14 protein-coding genes are annotated in these 17,101 nt (G+C 55.3%); 6 read left to right on the top strand and 8 right to left on the bottom strand.

From position 1 onward, the window contains the following. Position 1: 1 nt before the first annotated feature. Together ACXI0A_RS18530 and ACXI0A_RS18525 are read right to left on the bottom strand one after the other, a co-directional pair. On the bottom strand, positions 2–508 hold the full coding sequence (locus ACXI0A_RS18530; RefSeq protein ID WP_476150944.1) for a TRAP transporter small permease subunit: 507 nt from the start codon (positions 506–508) through the stop codon (positions 2–4). Positions 509–557: 49 nt separating this feature from the next. Further along, positions 558–1,532 carry a TRAP transporter substrate-binding protein DctP gene (locus ACXI0A_RS18525; RefSeq protein WP_476150946.1) on the bottom strand — a complete coding sequence of 325 codons (975 nt, stop codon included), beginning with the start codon at positions 1,530–1,532 and terminating at the stop codon, positions 558–560. A gap of 353 nt (positions 1,533–1,885) precedes the next feature. Between ACXI0A_RS18525 and exbB the strand changes: the two genes are divergently transcribed. The 3 genes from exbB (at position 1,886) to tcuC (ending at position 4,547) form a co-directional block, all read left to right on the top strand. Continuing rightward, the gene (gene exbB, locus ACXI0A_RS18520; protein ID WP_224934022.1) at positions 1,886–2,614 is read left to right on the top strand and encodes a tol-pal system-associated acyl-CoA thioesterase; all 729 of its coding nucleotides are present in this window, start codon (positions 1,886–1,888) and stop codon (positions 2,612–2,614) included. A 5-nt stretch (positions 2,615–2,619) separates the two neighbouring features. Beyond that, positions 2,620–3,042, top strand: coding sequence for a TonB system transport protein ExbD (gene exbD / locus ACXI0A_RS18515; protein ID WP_224933883.1), 423 nt, complete (start codon positions 2,620–2,622; stop codon positions 3,040–3,042). 182 nt (positions 3,043–3,224) lie between these two features. Beyond that, positions 3,225–4,547 carry a tricarballylate/proton symporter TcuC gene (tcuC, locus tag ACXI0A_RS18510; protein WP_476150947.1) on the top strand — a complete coding sequence of 441 codons (1,323 nt, stop codon included), beginning with the start codon at positions 3,225–3,227 and terminating at the stop codon, positions 4,545–4,547. A 155-nt stretch (positions 4,548–4,702) separates the two neighbouring features. Here tcuC and ACXI0A_RS18505 read toward each other — a convergent pair whose 3' ends face one another. From ACXI0A_RS18505 to ACXI0A_RS18485, 5 genes are read right to left on the bottom strand one after another with little or no spacing between them, the layout of a single operon-like run. Further along, positions 4,703–5,674: a spore coat protein U domain-containing protein gene (locus ACXI0A_RS18505; protein WP_476150949.1), complete on the bottom strand. Its 972-nt coding sequence runs from the start codon at positions 5,672–5,674 to the stop codon at positions 4,703–4,705. Next, entirely contained in the window at positions 5,671–8,106 is a 2,436-nt protein-coding gene (locus tag ACXI0A_RS18500) for a fimbria/pilus outer membrane usher protein (protein WP_476150951.1), read from the bottom strand. Before ACXI0A_RS18500 ends, ACXI0A_RS18505 begins: the two co-directional genes overlap by 4 nt. After that, positions 8,106–8,804 carry a fimbria/pilus periplasmic chaperone gene (locus ACXI0A_RS18495; RefSeq protein WP_476151211.1) on the bottom strand — a complete coding sequence of 233 codons (699 nt, stop codon included), beginning with the start codon at positions 8,802–8,804 and terminating at the stop codon, positions 8,106–8,108. The genes ACXI0A_RS18500 and ACXI0A_RS18495 overlap by 1 nt, the downstream gene beginning before the upstream one ends. A 25-nt stretch (positions 8,805–8,829) precedes the next feature. Then, entirely contained in the window at positions 8,830–9,345 is a 516-nt protein-coding gene (locus tag ACXI0A_RS18490; RefSeq protein ID WP_476150953.1) for a spore coat protein U domain-containing protein, read from the bottom strand. Positions 9,346–9,367: 22 nt separating this feature from the next. Next, on the bottom strand, positions 9,368–9,937 hold the full coding sequence (locus ACXI0A_RS18485; protein WP_224933879.1) for a spore coat protein U domain-containing protein: 570 nt from the start codon (positions 9,935–9,937) through the stop codon (positions 9,368–9,370). Between the two features lie 549 nt (positions 9,938–10,486). On the opposite strand from ACXI0A_RS18485, the gene ACXI0A_RS18480 reads away from it, so the two are divergent. From ACXI0A_RS18480 to ACXI0A_RS18470, 3 genes are all read left to right on the top strand, one after another. Next, positions 10,487–12,592, top strand: coding sequence for a putative bifunctional diguanylate cyclase/phosphodiesterase (locus tag ACXI0A_RS18480; protein ID WP_224933878.1), 2,106 nt, complete (start codon positions 10,487–10,489; stop codon positions 12,590–12,592). 160 nt (positions 12,593–12,752) lie between these two features. After that, entirely contained in the window at positions 12,753–14,843 is a 2,091-nt protein-coding gene (locus ACXI0A_RS18475) for an EAL domain-containing protein (protein WP_476150954.1), read from the top strand. Positions 14,844–14,951: 108 nt separating this feature from the next. Next, on the top strand, positions 14,952–16,367 hold the full coding sequence (locus ACXI0A_RS18470) for an aminotransferase-like domain-containing protein (RefSeq protein WP_224934019.1): 1,416 nt from the start codon (positions 14,952–14,954) through the stop codon (positions 16,365–16,367). A gap of 75 nt (positions 16,368–16,442) precedes the next feature. Here ACXI0A_RS18470 and ACXI0A_RS18465 read toward each other — a convergent pair whose 3' ends face one another. After that, positions 16,443–16,925: a YlaC family protein gene (locus ACXI0A_RS18465; RefSeq protein ID WP_224933876.1), complete on the bottom strand. Its 483-nt coding sequence runs from the start codon at positions 16,923–16,925 to the stop codon at positions 16,443–16,445. Positions 16,926–17,101: the final 176 nt, after the last annotated feature.

Here is a 17,101-nt window from a genome sequence, read left to right as displayed (position 1 = left end):
TTTAGTGTGTGCCGCCAAGCATCACCAGCGGACGCTGGCTTTGATCGCCATTCAGTATTCGCTCGATCACAAACAGCAGCGTAAACAGCGCGCCGATGGGAATGGGCAGGTACATCTCCCCATACGTTACGGAGGGTAAGGCCGCCAGTGGTTGAACCCACATGGCCTCGCACAAGCTGTAGCTGGCCTGCAGCAGGATTAAGCACACCGCGATCAGTAGCAGGTTACACAGCCGTTGCGCCCATTTTTGCCCTGCTTCGGACAGGCGATCGGTCACCATGGAGACACAAATATGTGTGCCGGCCCGCAGCCCGACGGGCGCACCAATAAAGGTAAAGATGATCATGCAAACAATGGCGACCGGTTCTGGCCATGACAGGGCGCCGTTCAGCACATAGCGCGCAAAAATACCGATCGGTATCACCGTGACCATAATCAACAGCGCTACCGCGGCAATGCCCATGCACAACAGATAGAGCCCATCCATCAAACGGGAATATGCATTCATGCTTCGTTACCTGAGCAAGGCGCCACGCGATCGCGCGGCGCTGAGGGGGTTATTTCACATCAGCAATCTGTTTCATCAGATCCTGATAATTGCCACCAAACTGGTCGCGCACCGGCTGTGTGGCTTTCATAAAGTAATCGCGGTTGGTGTCCTGGAATGTCACGCCGCCGGCTTTCATCTTCTCTACCGACTGTGCGGTGTAAGTGGCCCACAGCTGGCGCTCTTCGTCCTGCGCTTCTTTGCCGAGTTTCTTCAGCAGCGCCTGATCTTCAGCAGAGAGCCGCCCCCATGAGGCTTTGGAGAATAGGATCATCTCCGGCTGAATAAAGTGGCCGCTCAGGGTGTAATACTTCGCCACGGGCAGGTAGTTGTGGGCGACAAAGGTCGGTGGATTATTCTCCGTACCATCGACCACGCCGGTTTGCATGGCGCTAAACACTTCGCTGACGCCCATCGCTACAGGATTGGCACCCATCGCTTTCAGGGTGGCGAGCGAGATGGCACTGTTTTGCACGCGAATTTTCATTCCCTGCAAATCTTCGGGTTTGGTGATGGGTTTTTTGGTGATCATGCTGCGTGTGCCCGCGTCGGTCCAGCCGAGGAACACCATGCGCGTGCGGGGATCGTTATCAAATTTCTCAACAATCTGTTTGCCGACATCGCCATCCAGCACTTTGTGCATGTGGTCTTCATCACGGAAAACATAGGGCAGGGTTAAGACGCTGGTTTCAGGGGCGATGGTGGTAACCGGGGCTAGCGAGACGCGAATCATATCAATCGCGCCAAGCTGAACCTGTTGCAACGTTTGATCCTCATCGCCCAGCACGCCCCCGGCATACACCTTCAGCTCAAGTCGTCCTTGTGTCGCCTCTTTCAACTTATCGCCCATATGTTGCAGAGCAACCACGGTGGGATAACCGGCGGGCTGAACTTCCGCGACTTTTAACACTTTGGCATGAGCGCTACTCGCCAGCAGCATAACCAGAGAAGAGATTGCAATCGTGAGTCGTTTTTTAGGTGTCATTATTATTGCTCCAGCTTGATGATCATCAGAGGTGTAAGGCACACCACAATCGGGAAGGGCTGGCTCAGAATAGTGAAATTGCGCTGGCGAAAAAGTGGTCAAATGTTGATTGAATGAAATGCGTCACATTTTGAAACGATGTTTTAATAAATTTTCAATTAAGGTCACATTTGTAAAACATCAGCTGCCGTATCCATAAAACCCCCAAAGATTGTTGGAAATTGAGGCATTAATCGTTTGTAAATAGTAATGAGAACTACTATCACTTCGGTCAATTTTTTTGCTATGATCCGCGCTTCAATCGTGAACTGTGCAACAGAAGTTGGAGACGCAGCGTGGTAGCCAGTGATTTGATGCAAACGGACCTTTCCGTTTGGGGCATGTATCAGCATGCCGATATCGTGGTAAAAGTCGTGATGATTGGCCTGTTATTGGCCTCCGTTGTCACCTGGGCGATTTTCTTCGGCAAGTTTGCTGAGCTGAGCGGGGCGAAACGTCGCCTGAAACGCGAGCAGCAAGCGCTGGGCGAAGCGCGTTCGCTTAACGATGCTTACCGCGCCGCCGAAAGCTTTAAAAGCAATAGCCACAGTGCGGTGTTGCTGAACGATGCGCAGAACGAGCTGGAACTCTCAGCGGGTGCCGAAGACCTTGATGGTATTAAGGAACGTACCAGCTTCCGCCTTGATCGTCGTGTTGCGGCATTCAGCCGTCATGCCGGTCGCGGGAATGGCTTCCTCGCTACCATCGGTTCTGTTGCTCCCTTCATCGGTCTGTTTGGAACCGTGTGGGGCATCATGAACAGCTTTATCGGTATCGCTAAAACGCAGACCACCAACCTCGCGGTAGTTGCGCCGGGCATCGCAGAAGCGTTGCTGGCGACCGCGATTGGTCTGGTTGCCGCTATCCCTGCTGTTGTTATCTACAACGTCTTCGCACGCATGATTGCCAGCTACAAAGCCTCTTTGGGTGATGTTGCGGCGCAGGTGATGCTGCTGCAGAGTCGCGATCTGGATCTCGGCAATGTGGACACCGCGAAAGAAGCGACCCGTCCGGCGGCGGCACAGAAACTGCGCGTAGGATAAGTATTATGGCGATGCGTTTAAACGATGACTCGGTAGGCGATGGCGAAATGCATGAAATCAACGTGACGCCGTTTATCGACGTCATGTTGGTTCTGCTGATCATCTTTATGGTCGCCGCGCCATTAGCCACGGTGGATGTGCGCGTTAACCTGCCTGCGTCTTCCAGCGCACCGCAGCCGCGTCCGGAAAAACCGGTTTATCTGTCTATCAAAGAAGATAAGCAGATCTACATCGGCAACGATGCGGTCACCAAAGAGACGCTGGTGAATGCGCTGACGGCGCAGACCGAAGGCAAGAAAGACACTACCATCTTCTTCCAGGCGGATAAGTCTGTGGATTATGAGACCCTGATGAGCGTGATGGATCAGTTACGTGAAGCGGGTTATCTGAAGATTGGTTTGATGGGCATGGAATCGGTGAAGAAGTAATTCACCCGTTTGATTGCTTACAAGGGCCGCTATCACTAGCGGCCCTTTTTTATTTGCCCGCGCTGCCGATGTTAATTTTTTGTTACTTTTGGTCTTATTTTTGTAAACTGCAATGGTGAAGCTGATCACATCTATTCCTGGCGCAACCCGCTACAACGGAAGAAAAACCCAGGAAGGACAATATGAGCGCGAGTCAGTCTTTACAAAAGCCATCGCAAGGCGGTGCCAAAACCATCTTTAGCGTTACCAGCGGTAACTTTCTTGAGATGTACGATTTCATGGTGTTTGGCTATTACGCCACGGCGATTGCCAAAACCTTTTTCCCCGGAGATGACCCCTTTGCTTCCCTGATGCTCACGCTGATGACCTTTGGCGCGGGCTTCCTGATGCGTCCACTCGGCGCGATTATTCTCGGTGCCTACATCGACCATCACGGTCGCCGTAAGGGGCTGTTGCTCACGCTGGGATTAATGGCCGTGGGTACGCTCACCATCGCACTGGTTCCTGGCTACGCCACATTGGGTGCTGCCGCGCCGATTCTGATCCTGCTCGGTCGTTTGCTACAGGGCTTCTCAGCAGGCGTGGAGCTTGGCGGTGTGTCGGTGTATCTGTCAGAAGTGGCACCAAAAGGACGCAAAGGTTTTTACGTCAGCTGGCAGTCCGGTAGCCAGCAGGTTGCAGTGATCTTCGCGGCGCTGCTCGGCCTCGGTCTCAACCATCTGCTGGCGAAGGATGCGGTTACCGAGTGGGGCTGGCGTATTCCGTTCGTTGTCGGTTGTATGATTGTGCCGTTCCTGTTCTGGATTCGCCGCATGCTGGAAGAAACCGAAGCGTTCAGCAAGCGCAAGCAGCATCCTTCCATGGGACAGATTATGCGCTCGGTTGGTGAAAACTGGGCATTGGTGCTGGCGGGGATGCTAATGGTGGTGACCACCACGGTGATGTTCTACATGATCACCGCCTTCACACCGACTTTTGGCAAAACCGTGCTGATGATGAGCGACGAACAGAGCTTTATGGTAACGCTGTTCGTCGGCATCTCTAACCTGATTTGGTTGCCGGTGATGGGTTCACTGTCAGACCGGATTGGACGCCGTCCGCTGCTGATCACCTTTACTATTCTGATGATTCTGACCACCTGGCCAGTGTTGCACTGGCTGGTGGGATCGCCGACCTTTGCGCATCTGGTGGAAGCGGAGCTGTGGTTATCGTTCCTGTATGCCAGCTATAACGGGGCGATGGTGGTTTACCTGGCGGAAATTATGCCGGCTGAAGTGCGCGCCACCGGTTTCTCACTGGCGTACAGTCTGGCGACCGCGCTGTTTGGTGGTTTTACGCCAGCGATTTCAAGCTACCTGATCCATGCCACCGGTGATAAAGCGATGCCCGGCGTGTGGTTGTCATTTGCGGCAGTGTGCGGATTGATCGGTACGCTGTTGATCGGCCGCATGGTGAAACAGTATCAGTCGCGCCATGGCGGCACGCCGGTGGGAGTATCGTTGTAACGCCCTGGCTGGCAGCGGGTCTCATACCAGCCCGTTAAGAAGCGATTCGAATATAGCTGCCCCTTCTCTGTAGGGGCAGCTTTTTATTTATATATGGGGTGGTGAAACTCAGTCATCGAGCCTTTTAACAAATTACATCGTCGCCACTGCCCTGCCTAAAACGACAGATCCACCACCACGCTGTCCGTGTAACTCCCCGCCGCTGGCGTATTCTGCGAAGTCAGAATCTGCGCCGTATAGGTGAAGTTGCGCGTCAGGGTATCTGCGTTGAGTGACGTCGAGGTGGTGCTGCTCCAGCGATCGGTGCCGGTCGGCCCCCAGCGTGATGTGGTAGTGGTGCCTTTGTAGATGTCATACGCCAGCCGGTTGGTACCGCTGGCCATCTGGCGCGTGGTGCCGCTGTAGTAGCTTCCGTTACTCAACCCCACGGTGTAGGTGCTGCCTTTTGAACACACCACGTTGATGGTCTGCTGCACTGTGGAGAAACTCCCCACCAGAGGTGCGCTGCCAAAACTCACGTTCGGGGCGGTGATGGTGGTGCAGTCATTGGTTAAAACTAATGTCACAGTGAATGTTTTAGCCACGTTGAGCTGTGTTTGTGTGGTGCCCAGACAAAGACCCAGCGCACTGGTTCCCACACATATTTTATAACTGACCAGAAGCGTAATCAGGGTTGTGTAAGTGCCTGCTGCGACAGTTTGCCCCGTGGTGGTGGTGAAATAGAGGGGGAGGGAAAAATTAAGGCTACTGCCTAATCCCAGCAATGCTGCACTCCAGGTATAAGTTGATCCCGTTAATAATTCGGTAGCGCAACTCGCATCAATGCACATACGAATAGGTATGTTATCGGTGGTGGTTACGCCAGTGGGTTTAAGCGTCGCCCGAGTGCCATTGAGATTGCTAGCAGTGCTGAAGGTATAGCTAACGTAATCGCCACTCGCGAGAGAAAGGCCCCCGGTCCCCCCACAGTTTACATTGGTGATAGAGGAGGTGGTGCTGGGCGTGGTGTTGGTGTAGAAGGTGGTCACCGACGAGCCGAAACTCGCGTTCGGTGTAGTGAGGCCGCAATCAGCAAAGCTGTATCCCGAGAATAAAAATAAGACCAGCAGCAGAAGAAACTTTCTCATGGCGAAATTCCTGACTGTGAATTATTGGCCGTACTGACCGCCGAACCTGGCGCAGGCGGCGGCAGGTCGCACGTCAGCGGGCCGTAGGTTTCCAGCGCTTTGGGCTGACCGTCTGCGATGGTCAGCGTGGTATCACAACTGCGTCCATCTGGCGTCACGACATGAATGGGGTTTTCAGCGCTCAGATTCTCCATCCAGACAATGCCATCCCATCCGATATATTCCGTACCCTGATTCGGGCGCAACACCTGGCTGGAGATCGGCAAAGGTTGACCCTGTTTATCGTGCAGCACCACGCTGGCGGCACGCAGACGTTCCACCGGGAAGTTCAGCAGGTAGCCGCTTTTACGTTTCACCGCAAAACGCTGTTCCACCTTCGGCGCGGTGCGGTCGGCGGGTAAATCCAGGGTATCGATATCGTATTTCGCGCCGTAATAGCTGCTGATCGACGGCACCAGCAAATAGCCTTGTTTATCAGTGCGTCCCATGGACTGATTCTCATAACGCACCGTGACATCCGGATAATCGGTTTTCACCACCACAAACGCATCATTGATATCGTTAGCGGCGAACACGCTGTTGTCCATTAGCACCACTGAACCGGTGACATCGGCCCACTGCGTGGTGTTATCGTTATCGCCATAGAATCCGGCAGAGGTGTCGATTTTATTATTGCGATAGCGCAGGCTCGCCTGACGATAATCACCGCTGTTGCCGCCCTGGTTGGCCCAGGCCGCATCGTAGGCGAAGCCGCCGTCGGTCGGCATTGCACGCGATACGTAAAGGCGCTGATTGTTGTTGCCCTGCTGATCGCGTTCGTAGCTCACCGAAGCGCTGCTCTGTTCACCGAACGGGATAATCAGCGAGATAGCCCCGCTCCAGTCGCCTTGTTCCTGATCGCGGCTGGCGGAAATATACAGGCTACTGTTGCCCCACAGGTTTTTGCTCCACGACAGGTTCAATAAGCGGGTGCGATCGCCCGATCCTCCGGCAATATCAAAATAGGCCAGACCCAGACTGCCATATTGATTGAGTGACACGCTGGCGGTGTACTGCGCACTGCGTCGCGCCAGAGAATAGCTGGTGTTGGCGCTGTCGCCCCGGCTGCCGACCAGCGCCAGGTTGCCGTAATCTGCGGTGCGTAACACATGCTGCGTGCCGAGGCTGAACCAGCTGTTGTTGTATTGATAACCCCAGCTGTATTGCGTGCCGGGTTTACCCTCCATCTGACTTTGCGCCAGGGCACCATTCACCACGCCCCAGCTGCCGAGCTTGACTAATCCTCCTGCGCCGCCAGTGGCCACGCTATCGCTGCCTTCAGCATGGCTCTCCAGCGTTAGCCAGTCGGTTAACCCGTAACGATAAGAGCCACTGGCTGCCGCTGCGCCATAGTCAAAATTTTCCAGCCCGTAGTTTTCACGAATGGCACCGGCCGAGAAGGAGTAATCAGACAATCCTTCACGCAGCAGGCTGCTGGAGACATAAAACGGCAGCGTGGTGGTGACCTGGCGCCCCACGGCATCGGTGGTGGTGATCACCGCATCGCCCGCGCCATTGACGAAAGGCACATTGGTCAGCGACCACGGCCCCGGCTGCACATTGGCTTGCGTGCTGCGATAACCGTTAATAAACAGATCGACGGAAGAGGGCACTGCGGCCTGACCGGAAAACGCTGGAAGCGGGTAAGTCACCAAATCCGGTCGTACGCTAAAATCACGCGCAATCTGCACGCCTCCCAGACGCACGCTGTTACTCCAGCTCAGCGCATCGGTAACCAAATCACCGGCGCGCCAGCTAATCGCATCGTTCTCATCTTCATTGCTGAACCAGGTATCGTAGCGAATGTATCCCTCTTGCTGACAGCTTACGCCACCTTCAAGCTGCTGGGTGTAGACGCCATTGGTGGAGAATTGTCCGACGGGGCCAAATACGCGCAGCTCATTCCAGCTCGACAGGCGCGACCCGGCATTATCGGTACGGGTGGCGTAAAAGTCGTAATTGAGCAGCGCACCGTTACTGGATCGCCCTGGATAGCGTGGGCCGCGCTGATCTTTACCGATCACCTGGCCGGGCAGCCAGGCGGGGGGAACGGTGAGCAACAGACGCTGGCGGCGTTCGTCATAGTCCACTTTCACATCCGTGAGTTGATTCACATCGATTTGCTCGCCCTGAAGTTTCTCCGCGGGGATGCCAGCACGCTGTAAATCGCCACTGCGCAGCCAAAAGTTCCCGTTTTTACGCTCAACCGGCACGATATCGCCGCGAGCGTTCTGGTTCACCACCAGCTCCAGCATGTATTGCTGCCCACTGGTGGTGTTTTCCAGCGCAGGGGGCGGTGGTAGTTCGGAAAAGGTCTCCGCACTACTGATTTGAGGTAACAGACACAGCACGCTGGCCACGGCCAGTGCGCAGGGATGCAGCGAGAACGTCATCAGCGCGCGGCCGCGCTGCTCCAGTGTCCTTTATTCACTTCGGCAGAGAGTTCACCGCTCACGCTGCTGGTTAATGGCCAGCGGTTGCTGCTGTTTGCCAGCACATAGCCAAACAGGCCATTGCCCAGGCGGCGGCCCCCAATGGTGACGTTACTCAGTCGCGCATGGCCGTTGCCGCGGTTGGTGAGTTCCAGCCAGCGCTTGCCACCGCTGTCCACCTGCTGCCAGCTTAGTTGTGGCTTCGCGCTGTCGCTGGTCACGCCGCTGCCGTAGACAAACAGCGGAACCGAATAGCGCATCTGGAAGGTTAATCCCGCCTGATTTTCACCGGGCGTGCGCGGCGTGGGGATTTCATCCAGCACCACGCGATAGGACATTTCGCGTCCCGCTTCCGGTGGACCCTGTTTAATCAGGCGCACCAGCTGTTTCTGACCCGGCTCCAGGCGCACCATTGGTGGGCTGGCGACCACTTGCTGTTGCGTTTGATACTGTTCCTGGCCGCCCACCTGCTGCCAGCTAAAGATGCGCACCTGCATCATGGTGGTGGCATTACCACGGTTCTCCAGCCATAGCTCGCTGGCTTTTTCGTCGGGGTTGATGGCGGGGTCAATGGGCCAAATCATCAGCGAATTGGCGGCGTGGGCGGCAGGCATTAGGGCCATGATAAACAACAGTAACAGGGCGCGCAGGTTCATGATTATTCATCCTTCTTTATCACTTCCGTCACCAGCTAAGCGTAACGGTTAAGGTGTCGGTATAAGTGCCGGCGCGCGTGGGGCCAGGCAGCGTTAACAGGCCATAAATCGGCAAAGTAATGTTATTGGCGTTGCTGTAACTCAGCGCCACGGCGCTACTCACGGGAATCGCCGTGGTGTGTGCCGCGTTGGTATAGAGGTAATAGGGCACCGTATTGGTATTGCCCGAGACCTTGAGATTGCGCGTAGTGGAGTAATTGCTGCCGCCATTGATACTCATGCTCACGGCGGTGCCTGGCGTGCAGGCAAGGGTGATGGTGGTGTTTTGCACATAGCTGGCGCTCACGCTGCTTGTTGCCACACCGGATTGCGTGCCGAAATCAAGCGTGCCAAAGACCCCGGTATTGGTACCGGAGACGACACAGCCTGCCACTACTGATGCAGAGACCTGGAAGGTTGCGGTTGGCAACCCCCAGGCAGAGACACTCCCTATCAGCAGGGCCAGACCGCCTGCAATGTGCGCCCAACGCTGCACCACGGCCACCCTGATTACCCCACAGCTAACCTCAGTAGTTCACCGCTACGTTTATGGTGTCGGTGTAAGTGCCAGCCGGGACCAATGGGTTAAATCCGCCCCCGACGACTCGACCGTAAATGGCGTAGTTGGTGCCTAACGTCGGGTCGGTGGTGCCGCTGGCGGCAATGTTGGTGTTGTTCGCGATCGCGGTGGTAAATGCCGCATCGCTATACAGGGTATAAGCTATGCCTTGAGTGTTATTAGAACCGAGGATCAGATAGCGCGGCTGGCCGCTGACGGTGCCATAAATGGTGGCAGGTGCAGCGTTACTGCTGGTGACCTGCACGTTGAATGTCTGGCCGGTGGTACAGCGAACAAAGATACCGTTGCCTGATGCGCCGACCAATGTGGCGTTCAGGGTATCAAAGGTCGCTGCGCTACTACCAAAGTTCAGGGTACCGAAGTTAACCCCCGTCGTGGCTGACTGACCATTCACCAGACAACCCGTGGTCAGGGTCAGGGTCGCATTAATGGTTCCCGATGTGGTGGCGGCAAAAGCCGCTGTGGGTGCGAGCACAACGCTCAGGCTGGACGCCAAAAGAAAAAGCTTGAGTTTCATAATCATTCCTTACTGATTATCCAAGGTCATTGCTTTTTCACCTGGTGATTCATTTATGAAAACAAATCCGAATTCGAACAAGAGGCGCGATCGGCCTGACAGCGTAAGTGCCCGACATCTAGGAATATTCTTAGATGATGGGTTTATGATTTATATCAGTTTTCTTTACTATAGATCACGAAATCGCCACCTGTGACGTTGCGCTTCGATTTTTCACTAATCAATTCACACTTTTCACCGATAACTCAGTAATCGCAAGGGGTGACAACCGGTTAAAAAAACTAAACAGCGAGTGATTTAACCCTCTACCGCGATTAACCGTTCAATGCTATGTTCGTGCATTAATCAGATATTATTAATTTTTCTGACTGCGACAGACGATGAAAAACAAAAAACATAATGCGGTGTTTCCAGAATTATCTGGATCGGCTCCTCCCTCTGCCTCACTGCATGCGGTCATTACTCACCCTTAATCAATGTTCTCGAACTCTTTGAACTTTTTTGACGATACAGCACCTGCTCCGCAGCGGGCTGAGTTTAGGAGCGCACATGCTGCTGGTTACCTGGGATAGCGTTCTGGTCACGGTTTCACTCATCGTGGCCTTCATTGCTGCGTTTACCGCACTGGATACGGCCGGACGCGTCGCGGTTTCACGCGGCTGTCTGGCAAAAATGTGGCTGGCCGGCGGCGGCACGGCCATGGGCATTGGCATCTGGGCGATGCACTTTATCGGCATGCTGGCGATGATGATGCCGATGACCATGCGTTACGACATTACGCTCACTGCACTTTCACTGCTGGTGGCTATTCTCTCGGCCATTTTTGCCTTTGCACAGGGCGTACAGGGCAGCCATCTGACCCCGCGTCGGCTGGTGCGGGGCACCTTGATACTCGGCAGCGGCGTGGTGGCGATGCATTACATCGGCATGAATGCCTTGATGATCGAACCGGCGATTCGCTGGAACATGCCGCTGGTCGCGCTCTCGGTGGTGATTGCTTATGCCGCCTCCGGTGCGGCACTGTGGCTGGCGTTTCATCTGCGCCAGGGCGAGAGCGTGTGGATTATGCGCGTCTGTGCCGCGCTGGTGATGGGCATTGCCATCGCCGGGATGCACTACACCGGCATGGCCGCGGCGGAGTACAGCATGCCGAGCACCATGCAGCAGCATCATGGCATCAGTGAGGATGGACTGGCGGTGTGGGTGACCATTATCACGCTGTCTATTCTCGGCCTCACGCTCTTAGTGTCCATGCTGGATGCCCAGCTACGTGCGGCGCGTCTGGCCGCCAAGCTCAAGCGTGCCAACAGCGAACTGCGCCAGCTGGCGATGCATGACAATCTCACCTCGCTGCCTAATCGCGTGCTTTTGGAGCAGCAGCTGACGGCACAGATCAAACAAGCCACCTTGCAGGATGAAACCTTTGCGCTGATGTTTATGGACCTTGACGGCTTCAAGGCGGTCAACGATACCTGGGGTCATCACGTGGGCGACCGTCTGCTGATCGCCGTGGCTGAGCGCCTGCGCATGCATTTGGGCGAGGGCGTGCTGCTGGCCCGACTCGGGGGCGATGAGTTTGTGCTGCTGTGTCCTCAGTACAATGACCTGCAAGCCTCGGCGCTGGCGCAGCAGTTGGTGAATGCCATCGATTTGCCGTTTGAGCTGGATCGCTATTCGCTGCGGGTATCCCTCAGTATTGGCATCGTGGTGTTCCCGCTGCACGGCCGTAGCCAGCAGGAGATGATGTTCAACGCTGACTCCGCCATGTATCACACCAAACACAGTGGCCGAAACGGCTGGTGCCTGTTTGAGCCGGTGATGAGCGCCGTGGCCCAGCATCAGCTGGCGCTGGCGAATGACCTGTGGAACGCACTGGAATATCAGGAAATGTGCCTGTTCTATCAGCCAAAGTTCCGCGCAGGCGGCACGGTGCTGATAGGCTTCGAAGCGCTATTGCGCTGGCAGCATCCGCGTCGCGGCTTGCTGATGCCGGATATGTTCCTGCCGCGCGCAGAGAAAACCGGGCAAATTGTGGCGCTGGGCAATTGGGTAATCAATGAAGCGTGCCGTCAGTTGAAGCAGTGGCACGATGAAGGCCATCGAGACTGGACCGTGTCAGTGAACCTTTCGGCGTTGCAGTTCCATCAGCGCGATCTTATCGACAGCTTGCGACATGCACTGATGCGCTATCAGCTGCCAGAGGGCGCGCTGATGCTGGAGATTACCGAGAATATCGCGATGCGCGATCCGCAGTTTAGCCAAATGCGCATTGCCGAACTGCATCAGCTAGGTGTGAAAGTGGCGATTGATAACTTCGGTATCGGTTATGCCAACTTGCTGCATCTGAAACATCTGGAAGCCACCGAGCTGAAAATCGACCGCGCCTTTATTAACAGCCTGCGAGCCGACAGCGAAGACGCCACAGTGGTGAGCGCGATGCTGACGCTGGCTCAAAGTCTCAATCTGCGCATGGTGGCAGAAGGGGTGGAAACTGAGGAGCAGCAGCGTCTGCTGACAGGACTCGGTTTTGACACGCTGCAGGGCTATCTGCTGGGCAAGCCCACACCGGCAGAGCGTATCGGTGAATTTACCGCTTCGCTTAATACACAGCCGCTGTTGTTTGCTGAGCAGCCGCTGCCGCTCACCAGCGCCTAATAAACAATTTTTATTTTCTTCCGCATCGGAAGGTTTCATCGTTCAAAGACTCAAATCGGCAGTAATTCTGCCGATAAATTACACAATAAAACCAATGGCATTTTCTTTTTCTTCACAACACCACAGCTGAATTACAACGGCTTTAACTTGGGAAATCACTATGTTAGTGACTTCGTACGATTCGTTTACCGTCATCGTTTCCATTCTGGTGGCGATGCTGGCCTCATTTACCGCGCTGGATATGGCGGGACGCGTGGCTTCTTCAACTGGCAAGGTGGCGCTGGTTTGGTTATTGGGCGGTGGATTCGCCATGGGTGTGGGCGTCTGGGCGATGCATTTCATCGGCATGTTGTCGATGAGCCTGGATATGGCGATGAGCTACGATCCGCTGCTGACGGCCACTTCGATGGCGGTAGCGATACTGGCGTCGATTTTTGCCTTGTGGCTGGTGTGCTCATCACATGAACTCTCCTGGCGGCGCTTAACGGGCGGGGCTTTTGTGCTCGGTTCCGGCGTGGTCGCCATGCACTACATGGGGATGGCGGCGCTGATGTTTGCGCCGGGCATCACCTGGAACTGGGGCTGGGTTGCCGCATCGGTGGTAATTGCGCTGGTGGCCTCGGGCGCGGCGCTATGGCTGGCCTTTAACCTGCGTGAAGGACACGGACGCGTGACGATTTTGCGTCTCGGTGCTTCGGTGGTGATGGGCTGCGCCATTGCCGGTATGCACTACACCGGCATGGCGGCCGCCAGCTTCCCGATGATGAGCCACGCCACGCACATTGGCGTTAACAGCAACTGGCTGGCGATTGTGGTCACAGTGGTGACGCTGGCGATCCTCGGCATTACGTTGCTGGTATCGATGCTGGATGCACGCCTGCAAGCGCGCACCTCAATCCTTGCGCACTCGCTGGCGGAAGCCAACCGCGAGCTGGCACAGCTGGCACTGCACGATAACCTGACGCGCCTGCCAAACCGTATTTTGCTGGAAGATCGTCTGGAGCAATCCATCAATAAAGCCAACCGCGAGAAATCGCAGTTTGCACTGATGTTTATGGATTTGGATGGCTTCAAAGCGGTCAATGACGCCTTTGGTCACCATGTGGGTGACAACCTGCTGATTGCTGTCGCCGAGCGCATGATCGGCCAGATGAAAGGGCACTACACGCTGGCGCGCATGGGCGGCGACGAGTTTGTACTGCTGATCGAAATCGATGAGCCCAATGATGCGGCTGCGGTGGCGGATGCATTGGTGAAAGCCGTCGATCGTCCGTTTGATATTTCACGCTATGAGCTGGTGGTGTCGCTGAGTATCGGCATCGCGGTTTATCCTGGCGACGGTAAAGATGAGCGCGAGCTGATGTTTAACGCCGACGCTGCCATGTACCACACCAAAAACAACGGCCGCAACGGCTACAACTTCTTCCAGCCATCGATGAACACCCTGGCGCAGTCGCAGCTACAGCTGAATAACGATCTGTGGCAGGCGCTGGATAACGGAGAGTTGCGTCTGTTCTACCAGCCAAAATACTGTGCGCCGAGCGGTCCGATTCTTGGCTTTGAAGCACTGCTGCGCTGGGAACATCCAACGCGCGGTTTGCTGGCACCGGACAAATTCCTGCCGATTGCCGAGAAGACCGGCATGATCATCAACATCGGCAACTGGGTGATTAATGAAGCCTGCCGTCAGCTGCACAGCTGGCATCTGCAGGGGCATCCACACTGGTCGGTGGCGGTGAACCTCTCCGCGCTGCAGTTTGAGCAGAGCAACCTGGTGGAAACCGTGACCCAGGCGCTGGCACAGCACAAGATACCGGCAGAACTGCTGACGCTGGAGGTGACGGAAACCACGGCGATGCGCGATCCGGAAGAGAGTGTGCGTATTCTGACGCAACTGACGGATATGGGCGTCAAAGCCTCGATTGATGATTTCGGTACCGGCTATTCAAGCCTGCTGTATCTCAAGCGTCTGCCCGCCAGTGAGCTGAAGATTGACCGCGCCTTCGTCAATGAACTGCAGGCGAAATCGGAAGATGCCACCATTGTTTCTGCGATCGTGGCACTGGCGCAGTCGCTGGATCTGAAAGTGGTGGCGGAAGGCGTGGAAACCCAGGAGCAGCAAGCGTTCCTCACCGGCCTGGGTTGCGATACCTTGCAGGGTTATTTGCTGGGCAAACCGGTGCCACCGGATCGCATTCACGAACTGCCGAATTTTGTCGAAAATGAGCAGCAACTGATGCAGTTGTCCTAAGGGCATTAGTGCGGTGATGGCCCTCATCCCAACAATCCACTATCACGCTTGCGGGATAGGGCCATGTTAGTGAAAATGGCCGCACTCATTTCCAACATCGGAGCCAGGGTGGCGAAATATCAGCAGTTGGTCGATCAGCTTCGGACGCAGATCGAAGCGCGCATCTGGCCGCCGGGCGAAAAGTTGCCGTCATTACGTCAGCAGGCAGAACAGAGCGGCCTTAGCCTGATGACGGTGATGCACGCTTATGAAGTGCTGGAAAGCCAGGGCTGGATCCTGTCAAGGCCGCAATCTGGTTACTACGTTGCGCCACGAGCTGCCGAAAGCCGCCCGCGTCTGCCTACCCAGGCGATCGCCAAAACCGATCAGGCGGACACCAACAGCTTCGTGTTTGATGTGCTGCAAGCCACGCGTGATCCGGCCATCATGCCGTTTGGCTCAGCCTTTCCCGATCCCGAACTCTTTCCCCAGCGCCAGCTGATGCGCTCACTGGTCAAAGTCTCGCACAATCTGAAACCCAGCGATGCCCTGAACAATCTGCCGCCTGGCAACGAAGCGCTGCGTAAGATCCTGGCGCAGCGCTATGCCCAGCAGGGCATTACCTTGTCGCCGGACGATATCGTCATCACCAACGGCGCGATGGAAGCTTTGAACCTCAGCCTGCAAGCGGTGACCGAACCCGGTGATTGGGTGGTGATCGAAAATCCTTCGTTCTACGGTGCCTTGCAGGTGATTGAGCGCCTGAAACTGAATGCGATTGCCATCGCCAGCGACGTCGAGCAGGGCATCGATCTCGACGAACTGGAGCAGGCGCTGCAACGCTGGCCGGTTAAAGCCTGCTGGCTGATGACCAACCGACAAAACCCGCTCGGCTTTACTCTGAGCGTTGAACGTAAACAGCAATTGGTTGCGCTGCTGGCTCGCTACAAGGTCGCGATGGTTGAGGATGATGTTTACAGCGATCTCTACAGCGGCCACGATAAGCCTTTGCCTGCCAAAGCCTTTGATCGCGATGGGAATGTGCTGCATTGCGGCAGCTTTTCGAAGAATCTGGTGGCGGGATTTCGCGTCGGTTGGGTGGCTGCCGGGCGCTATGCGCAGCGCGTGCAGCGTATTCAGCTCATGAGCACGCTCTCAACCAGCGCGCCGATGCAGCTGGCATTGGCCGACTTCCTCAGCACCCGCAGCTACGACACGCACTTAAAGAAACTGCGCCAGACGCTGGCAAAGCGTAAGCAGCTGGCTCAGCAAGCATTGCGCCGTGTGCTGCCTGCTGACGCGCAGATCGGTGATACGCCGGGCGGCTATTTCTTGTGGATTACGCTGCCGGAACACATCAATACGACGCAGCTTTATCATCTGGCGTTGAAAGAGGGCATCAGCATCGCGCCCGGTCAGCTGTTCTCAGGTAGTGAAGGATTCAGCCACTGTTTCCGCTTCAATACCGCCTGGCCGTGGGATGCGCGCGCCGAGGCAGCGGTAGAGACGTTAGGGAAGTTGATTGCTCAACTGGAGTCGCCATAAATGGCGACACGACAAATACGCATCAAATTTTCGAAGGGTGCGCATTAATGCGCACCTCCGATAAATGGCGGTGAATCAGATGGATGCCGCCTGTTTATTGCCCCATGTCAGGTAATAAACATCATAAAAATCCACTTCACCTTTCTGCTTCATCAGGCGATCAATGCCGCTGCGCACGCGGTCGGGCGTGCCGGGGTTTTCCACAATCTTATCCAGCGCCTGCTGCGAAACCGGCTGCACGTAATACCATTCACCGTTGTAGCAGACGCGCAGATCCAGGGTATCGATGTCCTCAAAGCGGTATTTGGGGTTGATATCCATCAGCATCAGGAAGCTCATCACCAGCACAAAAGCGGTGGCAAACCAGAACGCTGGCCAGCCGAGCATGTCAGTGGAGAAGATCAGCGCCACGCACAGCGCATAGCACAGGTACATGATCGCCCACAGCCCCGGATGGGTTTTGAGGAATGAAAAGCTAAAGCGTGGCAGATTATCGCGCTGACCTTCACGGTTCAGCGTGGCGATTTCATCGAGCAGGATTTGTTTGATCGTGTCCATTGTTCACCTCTAATTGTTACTGCCTGCCAGTTAATCACATAACAGTGAAGCGAATCAGATACAGAATCGGCGTGTTTTTTTATAACAGTTGTATGCTGCATTTTTTCACCCCACAAAATGTTAAATATGTTGCTAACTAATTTGGCTTTAGTAAGTTAAATCATTCTTTTATGTGA

The sequence above is a fragment of the Pantoea sp. C1E2 genome (assembly GCF_056491465.1).
This window is presented reverse-complemented; position numbering and strand designations above follow the sequence as displayed.

What these genes read in the sequence shown, in the direction of transcription:
- ACXI0A_RS18465 (WP_224933876.1), bottom strand. Translation starts at nt 16,925, where the DNA reads ATGGACACGATCAAACAAATCCTGCTCGATGAAATCGCCACGCTGAAC.
- exbD (WP_224933883.1), top strand. Translation starts at nt 2,620, where the DNA reads ATGGCGATGCGTTTAAACGATGACTCGGTAGGCGATGGCGAAATGCAT.
- ACXI0A_RS18530 (WP_476150944.1), bottom strand. Translation starts at nt 508, where the DNA reads ATGAATGCATATTCCCGTTTGATGGATGGGCTCTATCTGTTGTGCATG.
- ACXI0A_RS18505 (WP_476150949.1), bottom strand. Translation starts at nt 5,674, where the DNA reads ATGAGAAAGTTTCTTCTGCTGCTGGTCTTATTTTTATTCTCGGGATAC.
- tcuC (WP_476150947.1), top strand. Translation starts at nt 3,225, where the DNA reads ATGAGCGCGAGTCAGTCTTTACAAAAGCCATCGCAAGGCGGTGCCAAA.
- ACXI0A_RS18485 (WP_224933879.1), bottom strand. Translation starts at nt 9,937, where the DNA reads ATGAAACTCAAGCTTTTTCTTTTGGCGTCCAGCCTGAGCGTTGTGCTC.
- ACXI0A_RS18475 (WP_476150954.1), top strand. Translation starts at nt 12,753, where the DNA reads ATGTTAGTGACTTCGTACGATTCGTTTACCGTCATCGTTTCCATTCTG.
- ACXI0A_RS18500 (WP_476150951.1), bottom strand. Translation starts at nt 8,106, where the DNA reads ATGACGTTCTCGCTGCATCCCTGCGCACTGGCCGTGGCCAGCGTGCTG.
- ACXI0A_RS18480 (WP_224933878.1), top strand. Translation starts at nt 10,487, where the DNA reads ATGCTGCTGGTTACCTGGGATAGCGTTCTGGTCACGGTTTCACTCATC.
- ACXI0A_RS18525 (WP_476150946.1), bottom strand. Translation starts at nt 1,532, where the DNA reads ATGACACCTAAAAAACGACTCACGATTGCAATCTCTTCTCTGGTTATG.
- exbB (WP_224934022.1), top strand. Translation starts at nt 1,886, where the DNA reads ATGCAAACGGACCTTTCCGTTTGGGGCATGTATCAGCATGCCGATATC.